The sequence below is a fragment of the Paraburkholderia tropica genome (assembly GCF_900109265.1).
Classification (GTDB): domain Bacteria; phylum Pseudomonadota; class Gammaproteobacteria; order Burkholderiales; family Burkholderiaceae; genus Paraburkholderia; species Paraburkholderia tropica.
Genome location: NZ_FNZM01000031.1, coordinates 1 through 16,546 on the forward strand (window position 1 = coordinate 1; position 16,546 = coordinate 16,546).

General features: G+C 63.3%; 14 protein-coding genes. 6 read left to right on the plus strand and 8 right to left on the minus strand.

The genetic code is table 11. The features are described from left to right. The 6 genes from BMY06_RS34940 to BMY06_RS34960 all read right to left on the minus strand — a co-directional run. Positions 1-242, minus strand: a 242-nt coding sequence (locus BMY06_RS34940; protein WP_143064456.1) for a pyridoxal-phosphate dependent enzyme, incomplete at its 3' end; no start/stop codon positions are given. Positions 243-344: 102 nt separating this feature from the next. After that, positions 345-713 carry a hypothetical protein gene (locus tag BMY06_RS39250; protein WP_124263366.1) on the minus strand — a complete coding sequence of 123 codons (369 nt, stop codon included), beginning with the start codon at positions 711-713 and terminating at the stop codon, positions 345-347. 87 nt (positions 714-800) lie between these two features. After that, the gene (locus tag BMY06_RS34945; protein WP_080180661.1) at positions 801-1,856 is read right to left on the minus strand and encodes a ParB/RepB/Spo0J family partition protein; all 1,056 of its coding nucleotides are present in this window, start codon (positions 1,854-1,856) and stop codon (positions 801-803) included. Then, a complete protein-coding gene (gene parA, locus BMY06_RS34950; protein ID WP_065059904.1) occupies positions 1,846-2,529 on the minus strand; it encodes a ParA family partition ATPase in 684 nt (227 codons plus the stop codon). The genes BMY06_RS34945 and parA overlap by 11 nt, the downstream gene beginning before the upstream one ends. 1,134 nt (positions 2,530-3,663) lie before the next feature. Then, a complete protein-coding gene (locus BMY06_RS34955) occupies positions 3,664-5,037 on the minus strand; it encodes a replication initiation protein (RefSeq protein ID WP_065059903.1) in 1,374 nt (457 codons plus the stop codon). 1,465 nt (positions 5,038-6,502) lie between these two features. Further along, positions 6,503-6,823: a DUF4148 domain-containing protein gene (locus BMY06_RS34960; protein WP_065059902.1), complete on the minus strand. Its 321-nt coding sequence runs from the start codon at positions 6,821-6,823 to the stop codon at positions 6,503-6,505. Between the two features lie 593 nt (positions 6,824-7,416). Between BMY06_RS34960 and BMY06_RS34965 the strand changes: the two genes are divergently transcribed. The 5 genes from BMY06_RS34965 to BMY06_RS34985 all read left to right on the plus strand — a co-directional run bounded on the left by BMY06_RS34965 (position 7,417) and on the right by BMY06_RS34985 (position 12,851). Further along, positions 7,417-9,015 carry a sensor histidine kinase gene (locus BMY06_RS34965; RefSeq protein WP_080180667.1) on the plus strand — a complete coding sequence of 533 codons (1,599 nt, stop codon included), beginning with the start codon at positions 7,417-7,419 and terminating at the stop codon, positions 9,013-9,015. Continuing rightward, a complete protein-coding gene (locus BMY06_RS34970) occupies positions 9,012-9,695 on the plus strand; it encodes a response regulator transcription factor (RefSeq protein WP_074987471.1) in 684 nt (227 codons plus the stop codon). Before BMY06_RS34965 ends, BMY06_RS34970 begins: the two co-directional genes overlap by 4 nt. 191 nt (positions 9,696-9,886) lie before the next feature. After that, complete coding sequence (locus tag BMY06_RS34975) at positions 9,887-10,561, plus strand: response regulator transcription factor (RefSeq protein WP_065059912.1); 675 nt, start codon at positions 9,887-9,889, stop codon at positions 10,559-10,561. Positions 10,562-10,603: 42 nt separating this feature from the next. Continuing rightward, on the plus strand, positions 10,604-12,115 hold the full coding sequence (locus BMY06_RS34980) for a sensor histidine kinase (protein WP_074987472.1): 1,512 nt from the start codon (positions 10,604-10,606) through the stop codon (positions 12,113-12,115). 25 nt (positions 12,116-12,140) lie between these two features. Beyond that, positions 12,141-12,851, plus strand: coding sequence for a response regulator transcription factor (locus BMY06_RS34985; RefSeq protein ID WP_065059898.1), 711 nt, complete (start codon positions 12,141-12,143; stop codon positions 12,849-12,851). 171 nt (positions 12,852-13,022) lie between these two features. On the opposite strand, the gene BMY06_RS34990 is transcribed toward BMY06_RS34985, so the two are convergent. Further along, positions 13,023-13,307, minus strand: coding sequence for a DUF4148 domain-containing protein (locus BMY06_RS34990; RefSeq protein ID WP_074987473.1), 285 nt, complete (start codon positions 13,305-13,307; stop codon positions 13,023-13,025). A gap of 292 nt (positions 13,308-13,599) precedes the next feature. On the opposite strand from BMY06_RS34990, the gene BMY06_RS34995 reads away from it, so the two are divergent. After that, positions 13,600-14,568 (plus strand): aliphatic sulfonate ABC transporter substrate-binding protein, encoded by a 969-nt coding sequence (locus tag BMY06_RS34995; RefSeq protein ID WP_074987474.1) that lies wholly within the window; start codon positions 13,600-13,602, stop codon positions 14,566-14,568. Between the two features lie 104 nt (positions 14,569-14,672). Here BMY06_RS34995 and BMY06_RS35000 read toward each other — a convergent pair whose 3' ends face one another. Further along, positions 14,673-16,406, minus strand: a complete 1,734-nt coding sequence (locus tag BMY06_RS35000) for a purple acid phosphatase family protein (RefSeq protein ID WP_074987475.1) — start codon at positions 16,404-16,406, stop codon at positions 14,673-14,675. Positions 16,407-16,546: the final 140 nt, after the last annotated feature.

Here is a 16,546-nt window from a genome sequence, read left to right on the forward strand (position 1 = left end):
GGCGAAAGATGCGCCATCTTGTTGTACGCGCCGCGCAGCTTGAACGAGAAGACCGGCTGGTTGTCCTCGCGCTTGAGCAGCACCGTGTTGCCGATACGCGCGGAGAGGTTCGGCGCGGGTTCGAGCTCGGTTTCGCGGGCCGCGTCATAGACGCGCGCGGTGAGGATCAAACGGAGGTAATCGGTCTGCTGCGGGTGGTGTGCGTCGGCTTGGAGTGCGGTTTGGCGCGAATTGGCCTGCATGACGGCTCCTGTGCTGTCTCTTGTGATACTTGTTTAGCCAGGAGGCGGAAATAAAAAACCCGCCTCGTGGGGCGGGTCGTTGTCGTTTTTGCCAGTCGTACGCTAACCCACCATTCGAGGAATGGTGCGAATAATCAGCGAAATCGGGCTTTGGCGACGGTTCATTCCTACAAGCATGGCGTAGGCAGCGAGAATTGTCAATCCACGGGTAATTCGCGCATAAATGTTCAGATAACTACGAAATACATTCACATCATTACACTTCAATGCCTTGAGCGCCGGGAAGTGTCGCTTGGTGCGGATAAACCCACTTTGACCCTCAGCGAAACGCGTCTGAGCGTGAAACATTCTAGGAATTGTCTCATATCCCCTTGATTTGACGGGGTTTTCGGCGATTTCAAAATGATCGGTCGGTGTTCCACGGATTCGACCCTCGCCGTCACAAGACGCGGAAAATCGATGCGAAAGCACGCAAACCGCCCTGGAAACGCAAGAGGGCAGGCACCTGACGGCCCTGCCCTCTTCCTCGTGCGTCTAGTGCTATTGCCAGACGCCCGCTCAACCGACGGCGACGGGCTCCATTTCCGACGCCCATTCGTCGATGACCGCCTTCATCCGTTCGGCCAGGCGCTGCTGATCCGCTGCGGCGATGCCCTTGAGGTTCAACTCCGCGCGACCGTCGCCGAACAGTTTCAGTTCGCCGAGCGCCACACCGTCCGGACGGCTGAATTGCACGCGCGATTGATAATGCGTGCGACGCGGACCCACGCGCCGAGCACCCGCCTCGGCCGACGCAGCGGCTTCGAGCTTGCGCACGCTCGCCTTCCCTTCGATTACCTGTTCGAGCCAATGCTCGGCAACGCTCGCACCCGCGCGATCGAAAATCAGCTTGATGTTGTAGGCATGCCCGAGGCCGATGTCCTGACGATTCTGCGCCATGCGCTGAAGCAGATACGGCGGCAGCGACGTCAGCGAAATGACCTTGCTGATGTGCTTCGGGTCCTCGCCCACAGCGACGCCCAGTTCGGTTTGATCGACATAGACGCCGTCGTCGAGGAGCTTTTTCCATGCAAGCGCGTCGTCGAAAACGGTCTGCTCTTCGCGCTCCTTGTTCGCGTGATACGCGCGCAGATAGAGATTCTGGTTGTCGAGGCCGTCACGCACATCGGCATCGATGAGCTTGTCGCCGCGCGAACGGGCCGCGCGAATCCGGCGCTCACCGTCGACGATCACGTATTTGCCGGGGAACTGCGGCAGGCGCGTGACCAGAATCGGCGTGATCTGACCTTGGCTCGCGAAGCTCTCCGCGAGTTCATCGATCGTCTCGGCGCTATAGAACGCGCGCGGATTGTACGGATTCGACACGACGTCATCGACGGAGATCCGCGTCACGGCATGGGTTGCCACCGTCTCGATGACTGCGGCGATCTCCGGTTGCGGTGCGACTTGTGGCGCGGTCGGCCCTGCAGCCTGTTCGGCGGGGGCGGGAGCCGCGCCCGCGTCGCGCTGCGCGATGCCGACGACGTCGCCATCGGCCAGACGCTCGCCAGCCGAAGCGCGCTCGACCGCCATGCCCGCGCGAACCTTGCTCGTGAAATTGAGCTTAGTTGCCATCGACCACCTCCTCTTCCTGAACGAGCGCGATGATTTCGTTGTAGACGGCCGTGATCTCGTCCTTGGCGATCTTCGTCCCGCGAACGCCCCGCACGTCGAAGACGGTGCGCCCGAGTGCAGCAGCCTGACGATACAGTTCGCGTTGCTTGACCGTGGCAGCGAGCACGCGAACGTTGCTCTCAGCCAGGATTGCGCTCATCTGCGTATGCAGGAGCGTTTTCGAATTCGATTTATTCAGCAAAATTGCGAATTTCCCGGCCGGATTCGCGACGCGCGTGCGCTCCACCAACTCCATCATCCCTTCGCTACTCCAGATGTCGATCGGAGAAGCGTCAGTCGGAATGACGGTTGCATCGGCAACAGCGAGGACGCGCGCGGTCGTGAGATCGTTGATGTTCGGTGGACAGTCGACGATGACGACGTCGTAGTCGTTCGCCAATGCGGCAATTTCAGGCCCGATCATTTTTTCGAGCTTGTTGATGCTACCGACGCGGAATGGAAGCGGTGTTTCCGGACCCGCAGCCGCGCACCAGCTCATGCAGGATTGCTGGCCGTCGGCGTCGGCGACATAGACTTTGTAGCCTTCGGCTTGAAATGCGCCAGCCAAATTCATGCTGGTGGTGGTTTTGCCGACCCCACCCTTTTGGTTCGCTACGGCGATGACCAGACCCATTCGGTTCTCCATGCAAAGTTCAACGGAGAAGTGCACCACGCTCAATCTCCACGTGGAGACTCTCCAGCAAGTCTTTTGGGAGTCTAACGGCAAGTTAAAGTAAATTCTAGCTTCTAGGCTTAAATCGTTGCCTGTTCACCACCAAAATGGCCATTGGGATAAGAGAGTGAATGGGTTTTGCTATTTTTTGTAGGCGCCGAGGCGGTTGGGAACGGATTGGCGAAGGCTAAGGGCGTAGGTCTGATCTCCACGTGGAGATCAGGTGTATGGCTCATGCTTTGGCGACGAAGGGCTCGGGGTCGGGTTAGCGCCGCCATCTGCACAGACCTGCGTGTTCTATGCGGAATTGAGAAACAGACTAGATTGCGTGCGTACTGGGGAGTCTCAGTGTCAACGCGGCTTACGCGTGAAACGGACGGCAATCTCCACGTGGAGAGCGCGCTTCGTTTGAAATAGATTTGAGATTGAAGGAACAGGGGCGCAGAATTCCTAAGTTGTGTTGCGGCGCTCAGGACATGTGCTTGGTGGTTAGTCTCAAGCCGTATCGATTGCCTAATGCAATTGCATTCAGAAGATTTTCTCCACGCGGAGAACAGCGCTTTCCTGCCTAGTGACTGCTTGCGCCAATCAAGCGATCACATCAGCCTAATATCCCGGAAATCGCCGCCGCCAGACCATCATCGCGCGGATCAAATCAAAGAGATCACCTGTGTGGTTTGATGCCCTCGAACGTGGTACGTGATTCGCCACGTGGAGAATCACGTACCACGACAATACAACAGCCATCCACGATTTCGCGACTTAACCAGACGCGCTTACTCAAAGACACGCTGCGTAGGCCTATGCCGCCGTACTATCGTCAGCGGCACATACTCAACTCAATCTCCACGTGGAGATTAACAGGCGCCACTCGTCAGGAATCTACAGCCACGTCAAAACGAGCGCTAACACCCGTGCTCGATCCGAACCTGCCGCCAACGCAACATCCAACGATCAGAAGATCAGGGAAAATAGAGCGGGCGAAATTTACCTATGTATTTTTATTGGGTAAATTTCGCCATATTTTATTGCGAGACTGAGCATCTCGATGGTGCCCATATGCGCCGAGGCAAAACCACTACCCCGATTCGCCAATCACTCTTCGCGCGTCTTCAACGCGAGTTCGATATCGCCCATCGCTTGCGTATCGCCGGCACCCGAGCCTTGCTGTCCACTAAGCAGGAATTCGAGCAGATCGGTCGCCGTCGGTTGGCCCCAGGTGTCCAGGACAACCCAACGGAAGAAGTTCGTCGATGCCATCTTGCTCGGCACTTTCGACGTCGAGACCTTGAGCTTGTCCATCCCGACCGTCTCGTTGTAGCGCTTGATCAGCGCCGTCTGATCATCGTATTCGAGCTCGTTGAAGTACGAACGCGCCTCGTTGATCTTCGCGGCGATGTAGCGGTCCTTCACCTGATCCTGGCTTTCGCGCGCCTTGCCTGCATCGGGAGCGGCGCCGGCCGCGGCATTCGCGCCCGGCAACTCGTAGCCCTGCATCAACGCCTTGCGGAAGTAGGCCGCGACATTCGCGAGCGGCGCGGCATTCTTCTGCGCCACGCGCGCCGCCGTGTAGGCCACCGCGGTGCGGATCTTTTCCTCGCCGTACTGCTTGAACAGACGACGCGCTTCCGAGACCGGAATACTGAACTTCGACATCTCGCCGATCAGCAGCGTCTCATTGGCGCGCAGTTCTTGCGACGGATCGGTCTCCGGCTTGCGCGTCACGCGAAACTGCAACGCGACGACGGAGCGCCCCACCTTGTGCTCGATCAGCTCGAAGTTGTGATCCGAAATCTCGTTGACTTCCTTGATGCACGGCACCAGCACGCGGCTCTTGAATTGCTTGTAGAGCTTGTACGATTGCGCCGACGTATCCTGGCCGAGAATCAGATCGCGCAAGGTCGCGAGCGGAAAGCGCGCAGTCACGCCGACCGCTTCGTATCGCACGACGTTTTCCCAGAGCGCCAGCGAATGCGCTTTCCTGAATTGACGCGTGATCCGCATGTCGATCATCGCGTAGATTTCGGGATTCAGCAGTTCGCCGCGAATCTGTTCCGAGAACGTATAGCGCAGCACCGAACGCTCGAGTTCGGCGCCCGCGAGCAGACCGGATGCCTTCCAGATGCTGCGTTTATCCTGCGTGAGGTAGTCCCAGTTGACGACCGTGCTGATCAACGAGTTGATCGTTTCCTTGACGTATTCGGTGTTGTTGCTGTTCAAATCGACGTCCTGCGACAGGGCGGAAATCGTGATCTCGAACGAGGAGCGGCCGGGCTCGAGGGAGTCCTGACGGATCGCGTTCTTGATCAGCGAGCTGAACATCTTGCGCTGCTGGAGACTGATCGATCCGGACTTCGGGGCGATGTGAATCGCGGGGACCGCTTTGCGGAAGAGATCAGGCGGCTGGCCTTGAAATACGAGTGCGCCTTGCTTGTCGGCATCGCCGGCGTCGGCCTTTTTTCTTGCCATATGACCCACGTAAAAAGGGAACCTGGTCGGTTGGTAACTGTATACCAAGCGACCAGGTGACTCAAGGCCGCCGTCGCGTCTGTGCGAGAGCACGACATCGTGTGTCGGAAAAGTTGACAGATACGGTACTCAACCCGGTGGGGAAGCCCGCCGGGCCGAGTTCCTCCCGGACCAGCTTGCAACGAAACGATCCCAAATCCAGTGACCTTTTGGACTGAAACGCTCGTCTCTCGTCCCATATTCGGCAACCTTTAGCAAGGATGTGAGTACTCACTTCCAAAATAAAGTTACCCACAGGTGCACGGATATGGGATTTTGGCCATTCAGGCGCGGTCGACGTCTGCCGTGCCTCGCACTGGAGAATCGTCCCACTGGCGGTAACCTTTGCTTGTCCCCATAAATGGCGACCTGAAACAGCCCGCACCGGCCCGTTTCCAGCACGTCGATGCCGTTCGATCCACCATAACTGGCTACCTTCAATCGATCCCATAACTGGATACCCTTGAAAAGGCCCTGTTCTCCAGGTCACGTCAGCTGGAGTTCACGGGAAATGCGATCTCGGCTACCTGTGTGAGCGTCAATCGACGCCCACCATAAGGGGTTACCTTTCGAATCTCCCATAACACGTGACCCAATCGGGCCATTTAGCGACTGAAATCAGGCTCGACGCAGTCAAGAAGTCCCATAAAACGCGACCTTCGAGGCTTCCCATAAACGTGGACTTGAGGACTTTCCGGGCATTTTTCCCATACCGGGCGACCTTGCTCCCATATCCACACCCTCAAATCCCCATCCGCGGGCACCGAAATCCCATATCCACAACCCCGAGCCCCCATAGCCGGTACCGCAGTCCCCATAGTGCGGCACCTTTTCGGCCGCAAACCCACGCCAGGCAAGGATTCCAGCCGCCTAAAGGTTTACTAAAGGTTCTAAAGCGTATTTGGTAAACACTAAAACCCGCGTCCGATAAGAGAGACGTCTCCCAAAACCGGTACCCTTTGCAAATGTAAGTGATCACCAACTTCCGTGGCCCCATAGCGGGTAACCTTGTGAGCGTGAACCGCTGGAAGGCTCCCACATTGCGCTACCTTGGCGTGTTTACCTCGTTAACCACTTTCAGTATACGTACTAACACATTGATTATTAAGGAGGAGACTTGGTGTGGTTGCAAGTTATGGGAGAAAACCTGCAGATGAGGTCACCGCCTATGGGAGCGTTTGAGCTGCGGCTTTGCCGATCACACTGACCTTTGCGGCTGCGGAGTTCAAGTAAAGGTAGCCGGTTCCCATATCCGGTTACCCGGGCCAGGTACCCGAATATGGGATCGAGAGTGATGAATAGCGATCGGAGGAGAAGAAAAGCGCAGCGCGACCTCATTGCGGACCGGTGGTCACCTTGAAGGTGCACTGCTAAATCCGGCGCGGTGACCTGACGGCGACCGCACCGTCGCCCATCAATCAATCGATCAATCGGCTTGAGCGGAGCGAGTCGGTTGCGCGGTCGACGCGGTATGGCGCGCGCCGCAATCCTGCCGATAAAGCTCGGCCAGCCGTTGCTCGGCCGCTTGCAGATCGGATGGGTAATCGTTGTCCACGGCGTGCTCGTCGTAACCGACCAGCGACAGGTCGTGAAGCTCCTGCATCAACTGTTGATGCGTGACCTCGTGCGCGGGCCGCACGAACGGATAGCCATGACATTCCCTGGGCGTGAGATGCGGGGCGGCGAAGGCGCTCGCACTCGCCGCGCCGATGAGTGGAAGTAACGCGAACTTGAGCAGAGGTTTCACGGCTGTCTCCTTTGAATGTGAGCGGACTGGACGAACACATCGGTATCCGGTTCGATGACGATGGCGATGACAAGGCCGAGCAGGATGCACAGCACCGCTACGCCCGATCCCCATCCGTACAGACACCCATGCGAAATCCAGAATAAGCAGCCGCTCACTTCGCAATCCGCTCAGCAGGATGAAACAACGTTCATGGATGATCGCGAGCCGAACATTGGCGAAAAGCACCGGCGCAGCCTCGCACGCCGATCGATGCCCCTGCACCCAAGTCCTCCTCGCGTTCCCCCGCATTGACAAACTGACAGCTACGCGTCAACCGCCGGTAAGAACATGACTCGCTCTTCATGGTCTTGATGCCGTTGCGCGGTGAAGCCCCCACTATCATGACCGGGCACGCGCGCAACCGTCCTGATCGGACCGTCGCGCGACGATCGATTGTCGTCGGCGGAGCAAGCCATCGGGGAGGTCATCATGTCAGTCAGCGCATTCACGCCGCGATCGCGGGCCGGATACGCCGGGCGCACAGCAAGCGCAGAACGCGCCGCATGCTTCGCACGCGGCACGGCGTTGCACGCGCCGGCGCGAGGCACGCGATGAATCTCCCCGGCTGGGTCGCCGGCCGCGCGGGCGCGTTCGTACCGGAAGCGCCGCGCTCGGGCGCCGCCCCGGCGGCCATCGGCCACGATCGCTGGCAGACCACCACGTTCCGCTGGTTCGCCGCGTACGCCGCGATCTTCTCGGTGTCGTTCATGGTGCTGCTCGGCTTCATCGAGTTCTCGGTCACGCGCGCGATGATCCGCGAGACCGACAGCGGCCTGCGCTGGCAACTGCGCTATTTCGATTCGCGCAGCGACGATGCGCTCGCCGCCGCCATCGACACGCGCCTGCATCGCGAAAACCGTCGCGAGAACTTCTATGGTCTGTTCGCGCCCGACGGCCGCTGGCTCGCGGGCGACATCCACAGCCTGCCCGCCGGACTGACGCTCGATCCCTGGGGCCGTTCGCACGAACACGCGAGCGGCCAGACCGTGCGCCTCGATACCGGCACGCCCGTCCCCGCCCTGCGCGCGATGGGCGAAGTGCGGGCGGACGGCGCATGCATCGTCGTGGCGCGCTCGCTGACCGATGTCCACCACGTCCACGACGAACTGCTCAAGGCGCTGTTCGGCGGCGGCCTGCTGTGCCTGTGCGGCAGCCTCTGCGCGGGCCTGCTGCTGAGCATGCGGCAGATCCGGCGCGTCGCCGAGATCCGTCGCGCGACCGGTCGCATCGCGGGCGGCGAGCTGGGCGAGCGTCTGCCCGTCGCGGGCCGCGACGAACTCGACATGCTGGCCGACCTCGTCAACCGCATGCTCGACGAAGTCGAACGCCTGATGGCCGAAGTGAAGAGCGCCTGCGACGGCATCGCGCACGACCTGCGCACGCCGCTCACGCGGCTGCGGCTACGCCTGTCGCACGCGGCCGAGTCGATGCAGCGGCGCGGCGAGCCGGCCATCGCGAACGTGCTCGTCGATGCGCGCAACGAGGCCGACACGGTGCTCGAGCGCTTCGCGGCGCTGCTGCGCATCTCGGAGATCGGCGCGATCAAGCGGCGCAGCGGCTTCGCGCAGGTCGCGCTGCCGGCGCTCGTCGACGAACTCTGCGATCTCTACGCGCCGCTCGCCGAGGAGAAAGACGTCGAGCTGCGCATCGCCGTGGCCGAGGTCGCGCCGATCCACGCCGACCGCGCGCTGCTCTTCGAAGCCTTCAGCAATCTGCTCGACAACGCGATCAAGTTCGCGCCGCGCGGCGGCTTCGTCAGCGTGACGCTGCGCGCGAGCGACGCCGGGCCGCGCTTCAGCGTCACCGACAACGGCCCCGGCATCGCCCCCGAAGAACGCGACGCCGTGCTCGGCCGCTACTACCGCAGCGAAGCCGCGCGCCACGTGCCGGGCACCGGACTCGGGCTCGGCATCGTGGCCGCCGTGCTGCGTCTGCATGACTTCCGCCTGTCGATCGGCGATGCCGATCCGCAGACGCTCGCCGCAAGCACGATGAACGCAACGAGCACGATGAACGCGACGAACACCGCGTCGCCGGCCGGCGCAGCCACGCTCGCCGACGCGCCCACGACAGCAGCCATCTCCACGGGCACCACGGTCGCCATCGACTGCTGGCCCTTCCACTCCTGGCCCAATACGCGTTATCAATGAGAGTTCTGCTGTGCTCCTCCTCCGACGCGGAGCGGGGCTATCTATACAAGGCGCTGAGCGAAAGCCTCAATAGCGTCGAGGTTGCCGACAACCTCTACTACGCCGTCTATCTCGCCTCTCACGAGCCGTTCGACACGGTGATCCTGTGCGCGGCCAGCGTCAACACGCCCGAGGGCCTGCACGACGCGCTCGCCTCGTTCACGCGTCTGCCCGACGCGCCCGCCGTGGTCATCGCGCTCACGCGCGGCACGCCCGCCGATTGCGCGCGACTGCTGCGCGCGGGCGCCGACGCCTGTTTCGTGCAGCCCTGGTCGATCCTCGAAATCCAGGAGCGCATGCTCGCGCTGCGCCGGACCGCGCTCGCGCAGTCCGGTCCGTGCGCGGCGCGGCTCGATCCGCTCACGCGCGATCTGGTCGAGGACGAGCGCCGCATCTCGCTGACCACGCGCGAATATCTGCTCGTGGAATGCCTGCTGCGGCACGCCAACGCGCCGGTCGCGCGCGAGCAGCTGATCCGCTACGCGTGGCCGGAAAAGGGCGACGTCGAGCCGTCGAGCGTCAATCTGGTGGTCTCGCGGTTGCGCCGCAAGCTCATCACGCACGGCGCGCGCACGCAGATCGAGACGATCAACCGCTTCGGTTATCAGCTCGATCTGCGCGGCGCGCCCGCGCCGACGTAGGGAGGTCGGTCCGTAAGCCCGTTGCAAGCCGGTGTCGGCGTGCCCGCCCGCCGCCGCCACTGTTTCGCTGTTTGCAAACTTAAATTTAATTTAATGAAAGCCAACGCGGCACGGCGGCCTCACGACGGTAAACTTGCATTTCGAGAGAGGCTGCGCGAGGGCGCGCGGCGGAGTGCGAGGACATGAGCCAGGTGCGTGTATTGACGGTGGAAGACGATGCCGTCACAGCCAACGAAATCGTCAGTGAACTGACACAGCGCGGTTTTGCCGTCGATTGGGTCGACAACGGCCGCGACGGCATGGCGCGCGCGATGAGCGACGAATACGACGCCATCACGCTCGACCGGATGCTGCCGGGCGTCGACGGCCTGTCGATCCTCACGGCGATGCGCACGGTCGGCATCCAGACGCCGGTGCTGATGCTCAGCGCGCTCGGCGACGTGGACGAACGCGTGCGCGGCCTGCGCGCGGGCGGCGACGACTATCTGACCAAGCCCTTCGATCCCGAGGAACTCACGGCGCGGCTCGAAGTGCTGCTGCGCCGCCGCCAGGCCGCGACGGTCGCGCGCGAAACCGCGCTGCACGTCGGGCCGCTCGAACTCGACCTCATTTCGCGCAAGGTGCGCCGCGACGGCGAAGAAGTCGCGCTGCTGCCCACCGAATACCGCGTGCTCGAATTCATGATGCGCCACGCGGGCAAGACCATCACGCGCACCATGCTGTTCGAGGCCGTGTGGGGCTATCACTTCGATCCGGGCACCAATCTGATCGACGTCCACATGGGCCGCCTGCGCAAGAAAATCGATCCGCCGGGCGTGCCGCCGCTTATCCAGACCGTGCGCGGCTCCGGCTATATTCTCGGATAATCCCGCGTGTCCAGCCGTCCCTCCCCCGCCGCCGCGCCCGCCATGCCGCGCCGGCGCTGGCACACCACGACGTTCCGCTGGCTGTGCGCCTACACCGCGATGTTCGGCGTATTTCTCACGCTGCTCGTCGGCTTCATCGCGTGGAGCGCGACCAGTTCGATCGAACGCGACACCGACTCGATCATGAGCTGGCAGCTCATCTACTTCGATTCGATTCCCGACGCGCAACTGCCCGACGCGATCTATCAGCGCCTCGAGCACGAACGCATGCACGTGAACTACTACGGGCTGTTCACCGCCGACGGCCGCTACGTGGCCGGCGACCTGCTCGAAGTGCCGCCCAACATCACCTACGACCGCGTGGGCTGCACGCTCAAGCACACGCTCAAGCTGCGCGACCGCAAACAGTCGCCGATCGTGCGCGCGATGGGCGAGATCCGGCCGAACGGCATGCGCCTCGTGGTGACGCGCGACATGACCAACGTGCTGGAGATCCGCGAATTCGTGGTGCGCACGCTCGCCGTGGGCGCGGTGCTCGCGCTGCTCGGCGCGGCCGCGGGCGGTCTCGTGCTCGGCATGCGGCAGATCCGCCGCGTGCGCGAAATCCGCCGCGTCACGCAATGCATCGCGCGCGGCGATCTCGACCAGCGTCTGCCCGTGGGCGGCGACGACGAACTCGACATGCTCGCGCATCTCGTCAATCACATGCTCGATGAAATCGAGCGGCTGATGAGCGAAGTGAAAGGCGCGTGCGACGGCATCGCGCACGATCTGCGCACGCCGCTCGTGCATCTGCACACGCTGCTCGCGCGCATCGCCGAACGCGAAAGCCTGCGTGCCGACGAAGAAGGCGCCGACATGCTCGAGCGCGCGCGCACCGAAACCGGCCAGCTGCTCGAACGCTTTCGCGCGATGCTGCGCATCTCCGAGATCGGCACGCTGCATCGGCGCGGTGGTTTCGCGACCGTCGATCTGCAGTCGCTCGTGCAGGAACTGGCCGAGCTGTACGAACCGCTCGCGGAAAGCCGCGAGATCGAATGGCGCGTGAGCGCGGAAACGGTGAGCGAGATTCACGGCGACCGCGCGCTGCTGTTCGAGGCGTTCAGCAATCTGATCGACAATGCGATCAAGTTCGCGCCGGAAGGCGGCGTCGTCAGCGTGACGCTGCGCGCGACGCCGCTCGGTCCGCAGCTCGAAGTCGCCGACAACGGCCCCGGCATCGCGCCCGCCGAACGCGCGGCCGTGCTGCAACGTTTCTATCGCGGCGACGCCGTGCGTCACATCGCCGGCTCGGGCCTCGGGCTGAGCGTGGTGGCCGCCGTGATGCGCGTGCACGATTTCACGCTGCGCATCGACGACGCGCCCGAGTTCGCCAGGTCCCACGATGCAATCGATGCAGCTGATGCGTCCGATGCCGGCGCGCAAGCGCACGAAGGCGCAGCTGAAGGCACACCGGAAGGCACCCAGGCCAACGCCCCGCAAAGCGCACCTCGCCGCCCGGGCGGTCCCGGCGTGCGCATGAGCGTCGAATGCTGGCCGCGTGCGCTCACCTGACCGTCGTCACCCACAAGAAGAACCCATGCGCATTCTCCTCATCTCGCCGAGCCACGCCGAAGCCGCGTGGCTGCAAAAGGCCCTGCAGGAAAGCGCGCACAGTCTGCAACGCGCGGAAGAGCTGCGCGACGGTCTCTACGTCGCGGGCGAAGAACCGTTCGACGTGGTGATCGCCGTCGCGCTCGAACGTGCGCTGCTGCCCGAATTGCACGCGCTCCTGCCCTCGCTCGCGAAGGTCACCAACGGCGCGACGATCATCGCCGTGCTCGGCATCGAGGCGAGCGCGCACGACCGCTCGCAACTGCTGCGCGCGGGCGCCGATGCGTGCTTCCGCTATCCGTTCTCGTTCATCGAAATGCACGAGCGCATGCTCGCGCTGCTGCGCATCGGACCCGCGCTCGCGGTTTCGCCGGCGGCCGACAACGCGGCGGCCACGCCGCTGCTCGACGCGAGCACGCGCGAGATCGTCGAAGGCGCGCGCCGCGCCGAACTCACGCGGCGCGAATATCTGCTGATCGAATGCCTGCTGCGCCAGGCCAACATGCCGGTGCCGCGCGATCAGATGATCCGCTATGCGTGGCCCGAGAAAGACGATATCGATCCGTCGACCGTGAATCTCGTCGTCTCGCGCTTGCGCCGCAAGCTCGAACGCGAAGCGATCGAAATGCGCATCGAAACCATCAGCCGTTACGGCTATCAACTCACGCTGCCGGGCGCGAACGGCGCGCGCGCCTGATCGCCCATCCGACTTCGCGCCGCGCAAGCGCAAGGTAACCATCTGTGGGAACTGAGGTCACGTGCGCGCGATGCGCCGTGCACCTGTGCACCCCAAAAAGAAACGGCACGCGAACCTCGCGTGCCGTTTGTCTGCGTGCCGATGTGCGCGAAAACACCGCGCAGCAAGGGCTCAATGCGCGTAGAGCGTCGAATTGAGGTACGCGAGCTGACCGTCCTGCTCGGCTTGCACGAGTTCGTGATACACCTCGGCGCGGGTCTTTTGATGCACCGGTTCACCATACGGCGCTACCCAGCCGCCGGCTTGCGCGACGGGCGCGGTGCTCGTCGCGGCGACTTGCGTGGCGGCCGCCGTTTGCGTCTGCGTTTGCGACGCGGCGGGATTGGTGGTTTGCGCGAAGGCGGACGTGGTGACGAAGGCACCGGCGAGCGCAGCAACGATCATGAGCGATTTCATGGGACTATCCTCCAGAGAACATATTCGATTGGCCGGTAAGCGAATGCGATAAATCGCATCCCGGTAGAGAGAGAATAGTTAGGTCAGCCTATCGAACCCGATGCAGCAATATGAAGAAACGTTCATCGGGGAGCGAGGAATCGTTGAGAAAGCGCGATGCTTAAGTCCTGTGGCTGATTTGAATCGCAAAACTCAATCGTTCTGAATCGGCGCGCGGCTTCGTAGAATCGATCGGACCTTTCAATCCGATGCCGTTGTTGATAACAGCCAATCCGAAAACCGATCCGATCCCATGAGCACACGCCGCGATTTCCTCAAACTCTCGCTCGGCGCCGCCGCGACGGCGCTGCCGCTGCTGGGCACCCTCGCTCCTTCGCGCGCGTTCGCGGCGAGCGGCGCGCCCACCTTGCGCATTGGTAACCAGAAGGGCGCGCTGAGCATCCTGAAAGGCCGCGGCACGCTCGAAACGCGGCTCGCGCCGCTCGGCGTATCGGTCACGTGGACCGAGTTCAACGCGGGCCCGGTGCAGCTCGAAGCGCTCAACGTCGGCTCGATCGATTTCGGCGACGTCGGCGACGCGCCGCCGATCTTCGCGCAGGCCGCCGGCGCGCCGCTCGCCTACGTGGCCGCGACGCTGCCGCGCTCGCAATCGGAAGCCGTGCTGGTGCCGCACGATTCGACGCTGCGCACGGTCGCCGATCTCAAGGGCAAGCGCGTGGCGTTCAACAAGGGCAGCAACGTGCACTATTTTCTCGTGCAGTTGCTGCGCCACCACGGCCTCGATTACCGCGACGTGCGCCCGGTGTTTCTCGCGCCCGCCGACGCGCGCGCGGCGTTCGAGAACGGCTCGATCGACGCCTGGGTGATCTGGGACCCGTTCTACGCGGCGGCGCAGGCGACGCTCGGCGCCCGCGTGCTCGCCGACGCGAGCGGCGTGGTCGGCAATCGCGGCTACTATTTTTCGTCGCTCGATTATGCGAAGCGCAACCCTGATGTGATTCGCACGCTGATCGACGAAATCGCCAAGGCCGACGACTGGGGCAAGCAGCATCGCAGCGAGTACGCGGGGGAACTGGCGAAGCTCTGGGGCCTGCCCGCGCCGATCGTCGAGCAGGCCGTGGCGCGCACGCAGTTCGGCACGGTGCCGATCACGAAGGCGATACTCGGCGAGCAGCAGAAGATCGCCGATACCTTTCTCGAACTCGGCCTCGTGCCCAGGCGCATCGACGTGTACGAAGCGGCGGCGCCCGGCGTGGCGTGACGACGCGCGCCGCTTGCCGTGCGCATCAATGAAAAAAGCGCCGCACATCGCGGCGCTTTTTCTTTGGCGCGGAAGTACAGCGACCCGTACGACTACCCGCGCGACTACCCGCGCGACTTCTCGAGCGTGATCGTCTCGAACAGTTCGTAGTTCGGCGTCGGCGTCTGGTCGGCGCCCGGCGCGTGATAGTAGTTCATCATGATGGTGGTCTTGCCGCCATGCGCGCCCGGATCGACGTCGAACACCGCGATCCCATAACCGGTACCCGTATCGCGCTGCGCGGACCAGATGGCGTCCTCGACCGCGTCGGCGGCGGGGCGCACGAAGGTGCCCGCCGTCGCGCCCGCCACCGGCCGATTGGGCTTCGTGAAGATCTGCGCCTGCGGCAGACCGTTGCCCGCGTCCACGCCGTAGACGTCGAGCGGCGCGCTGGTGCCGCCGCCGCCGAGAATCAGGTGGATCGTGCCGTGACGCGTGTCGAAGGTGTTGGCCGCCGATTGCGCGTGCGTGACCGGCTTCGGCTGCAGCGTATCGACGGGCGCGCCCGTCTTGGCATCGGTGCCCGCATGATGATTGCAGCCGCGCACGGGATAGCTGCGCTCGTAGTCGTGATCGTGGCCGCACACCACGAGATCGACGCCGTAACGGTCGAACAGCGGCAGCCAGACCTCGCGGATGCCCTTGTCCGAACCGTTGCCCGTCTTCGACGAACTGAGCGCGTCCTGATGCATCTGCACCACGATCCAGTCGATGTCCTCGTCGTGCGCGGCTTCGCTCAGCGTGCGTTCGAGCCAGCGCGTCTGCTCGCCGTTGCTGTAGCCGCGCACGTAGAACGACGTGCCGGGCGCGACAGGCGCGTTGCCCGTGCTCGCGGCGGGCACGAGCGGCGCGGGGCCGGCGACGAAGGCGGCGGCGTCCTGATAGACGACGTCGTCGGCGTCGAGCGAAATGAACAGCACGTTGCTCACGCGAAAGCGATACCAGCGGCCCGCGAAGCGCGAGCCGTTGTCGGGCAGCGTGTAGCGCGTGAGATACGAGTCGAGCCCCTGCGCGCCGTTGTAGAACTCGATTTCGTGGTTGCCGGGGCAGGGCATCCACGGGCGGTTCGAGGCCGACGTCTGCGCGTTGTTGCCGAAGTCGCGCCACACCTCGGTCTGATGCGCGGGGTTCAGGTTCGCGTAGCAGAGGTCGCCGTTGAGCAGGTGAAAGAGCGGCTGGAAGCGCTCGACGGCTTCGACGGCGAAGCGGCTTTGCGGCGACGACAGCACCCAGCCCGTATTGGGCGTGGCGAGGTCGCCGTAGCTCGTGAAGCGGAACGGCTTGCGGCCGCGCGGCGCGGTCGTGAAGGTCGCGTTGAAGGGGCTGCCCGCGCGGCTGTCGTTGTCGGCGGTGACTTCGTAGCGATAGGTCGTGTCGGCGTGCAGGCCGCGCAGGCGCGCGTGATACGTGAACACGACCACGCCGGTGAGGCCGTCCGTGTAGGTGCGCTGGAGCGCGTCGACGGTTTCGCGGCGACCGCGATCCGCGCCGTAGCTCACGCGCGGATGCGTGGCGGCCGCAAGCGAGGCCCACGAGATCACGACTTCGCTCGTCGGGTCCGCGCCCCACGTGAGGTGGATCTGCTCGGGCGTGCCGTCGGGCGTGGTTGTGTCGGCGCGCGCGACGCCCGCGAGCGCCGCGGCGGCGCCCGCCGCGCTCGCGAAACCGGACGCGCCCGCGAGCTTGAGGAAGCCGCGCCGCGAGACGTTCGCGGCATTTTCCGCGTTGAGGTAGCTGCCGGTGGTGCTGCTGTTGTTGCTGCCGGTGTTCTCGGTGTCGGGACTGTTTTTCTGGGTCATCTGCCATCGCCTCGTGAATGGAGCGACGAAGCGAGCGCTGCCGTGCGAAAAATGCGCGGCGGATCGTGCACGCTTCGTCGCAAGCTTCGTGGAGTGTCGGCGAAACGATGGCTGCCTTACATGACCGTGCGATGACATCG

Coding starts and splice junctions, on each gene's coding strand:
- BMY06_RS34945 (WP_080180661.1), bottom strand. CDS start 1,856: ATGGCAACTAAGCTCAATTTCACGAGCAAGGTTCGCGCGGGCATGGCG.
- BMY06_RS35000 (WP_074987475.1), bottom strand. CDS start 16,406: ATGACCCAGAAAAACAGTCCCGACACCGAGAACACCGGCAGCAACAAC.
- BMY06_RS34990 (WP_074987473.1), bottom strand. CDS start 13,307: ATGAAATCGCTCATGATCGTTGCTGCGCTCGCCGGTGCCTTCGTCACC.
- parA (WP_065059904.1), bottom strand. CDS start 2,529: ATGGGTCTGGTCATCGCCGTAGCGAACCAAAAGGGTGGGGTCGGCAAA.
- BMY06_RS34995 (WP_074987474.1), top strand. CDS start 13,600: ATGAGCACACGCCGCGATTTCCTCAAACTCTCGCTCGGCGCCGCCGCG.
- BMY06_RS34965 (WP_080180667.1), top strand. CDS start 7,417: ATGAATCTCCCCGGCTGGGTCGCCGGCCGCGCGGGCGCGTTCGTACCG.
- BMY06_RS34985 (WP_065059898.1), top strand. CDS start 12,141: ATGCGCATTCTCCTCATCTCGCCGAGCCACGCCGAAGCCGCGTGGCTG.
- BMY06_RS34980 (WP_074987472.1), top strand. CDS start 10,604: ATGCCGCGCCGGCGCTGGCACACCACGACGTTCCGCTGGCTGTGCGCC.
- BMY06_RS34970 (WP_074987471.1), top strand. CDS start 9,012: ATGAGAGTTCTGCTGTGCTCCTCCTCCGACGCGGAGCGGGGCTATCTA.
- BMY06_RS34955 (WP_065059903.1), bottom strand. CDS start 5,037: ATGGCAAGAAAAAAGGCCGACGCCGGCGATGCCGACAAGCAAGGCGCA.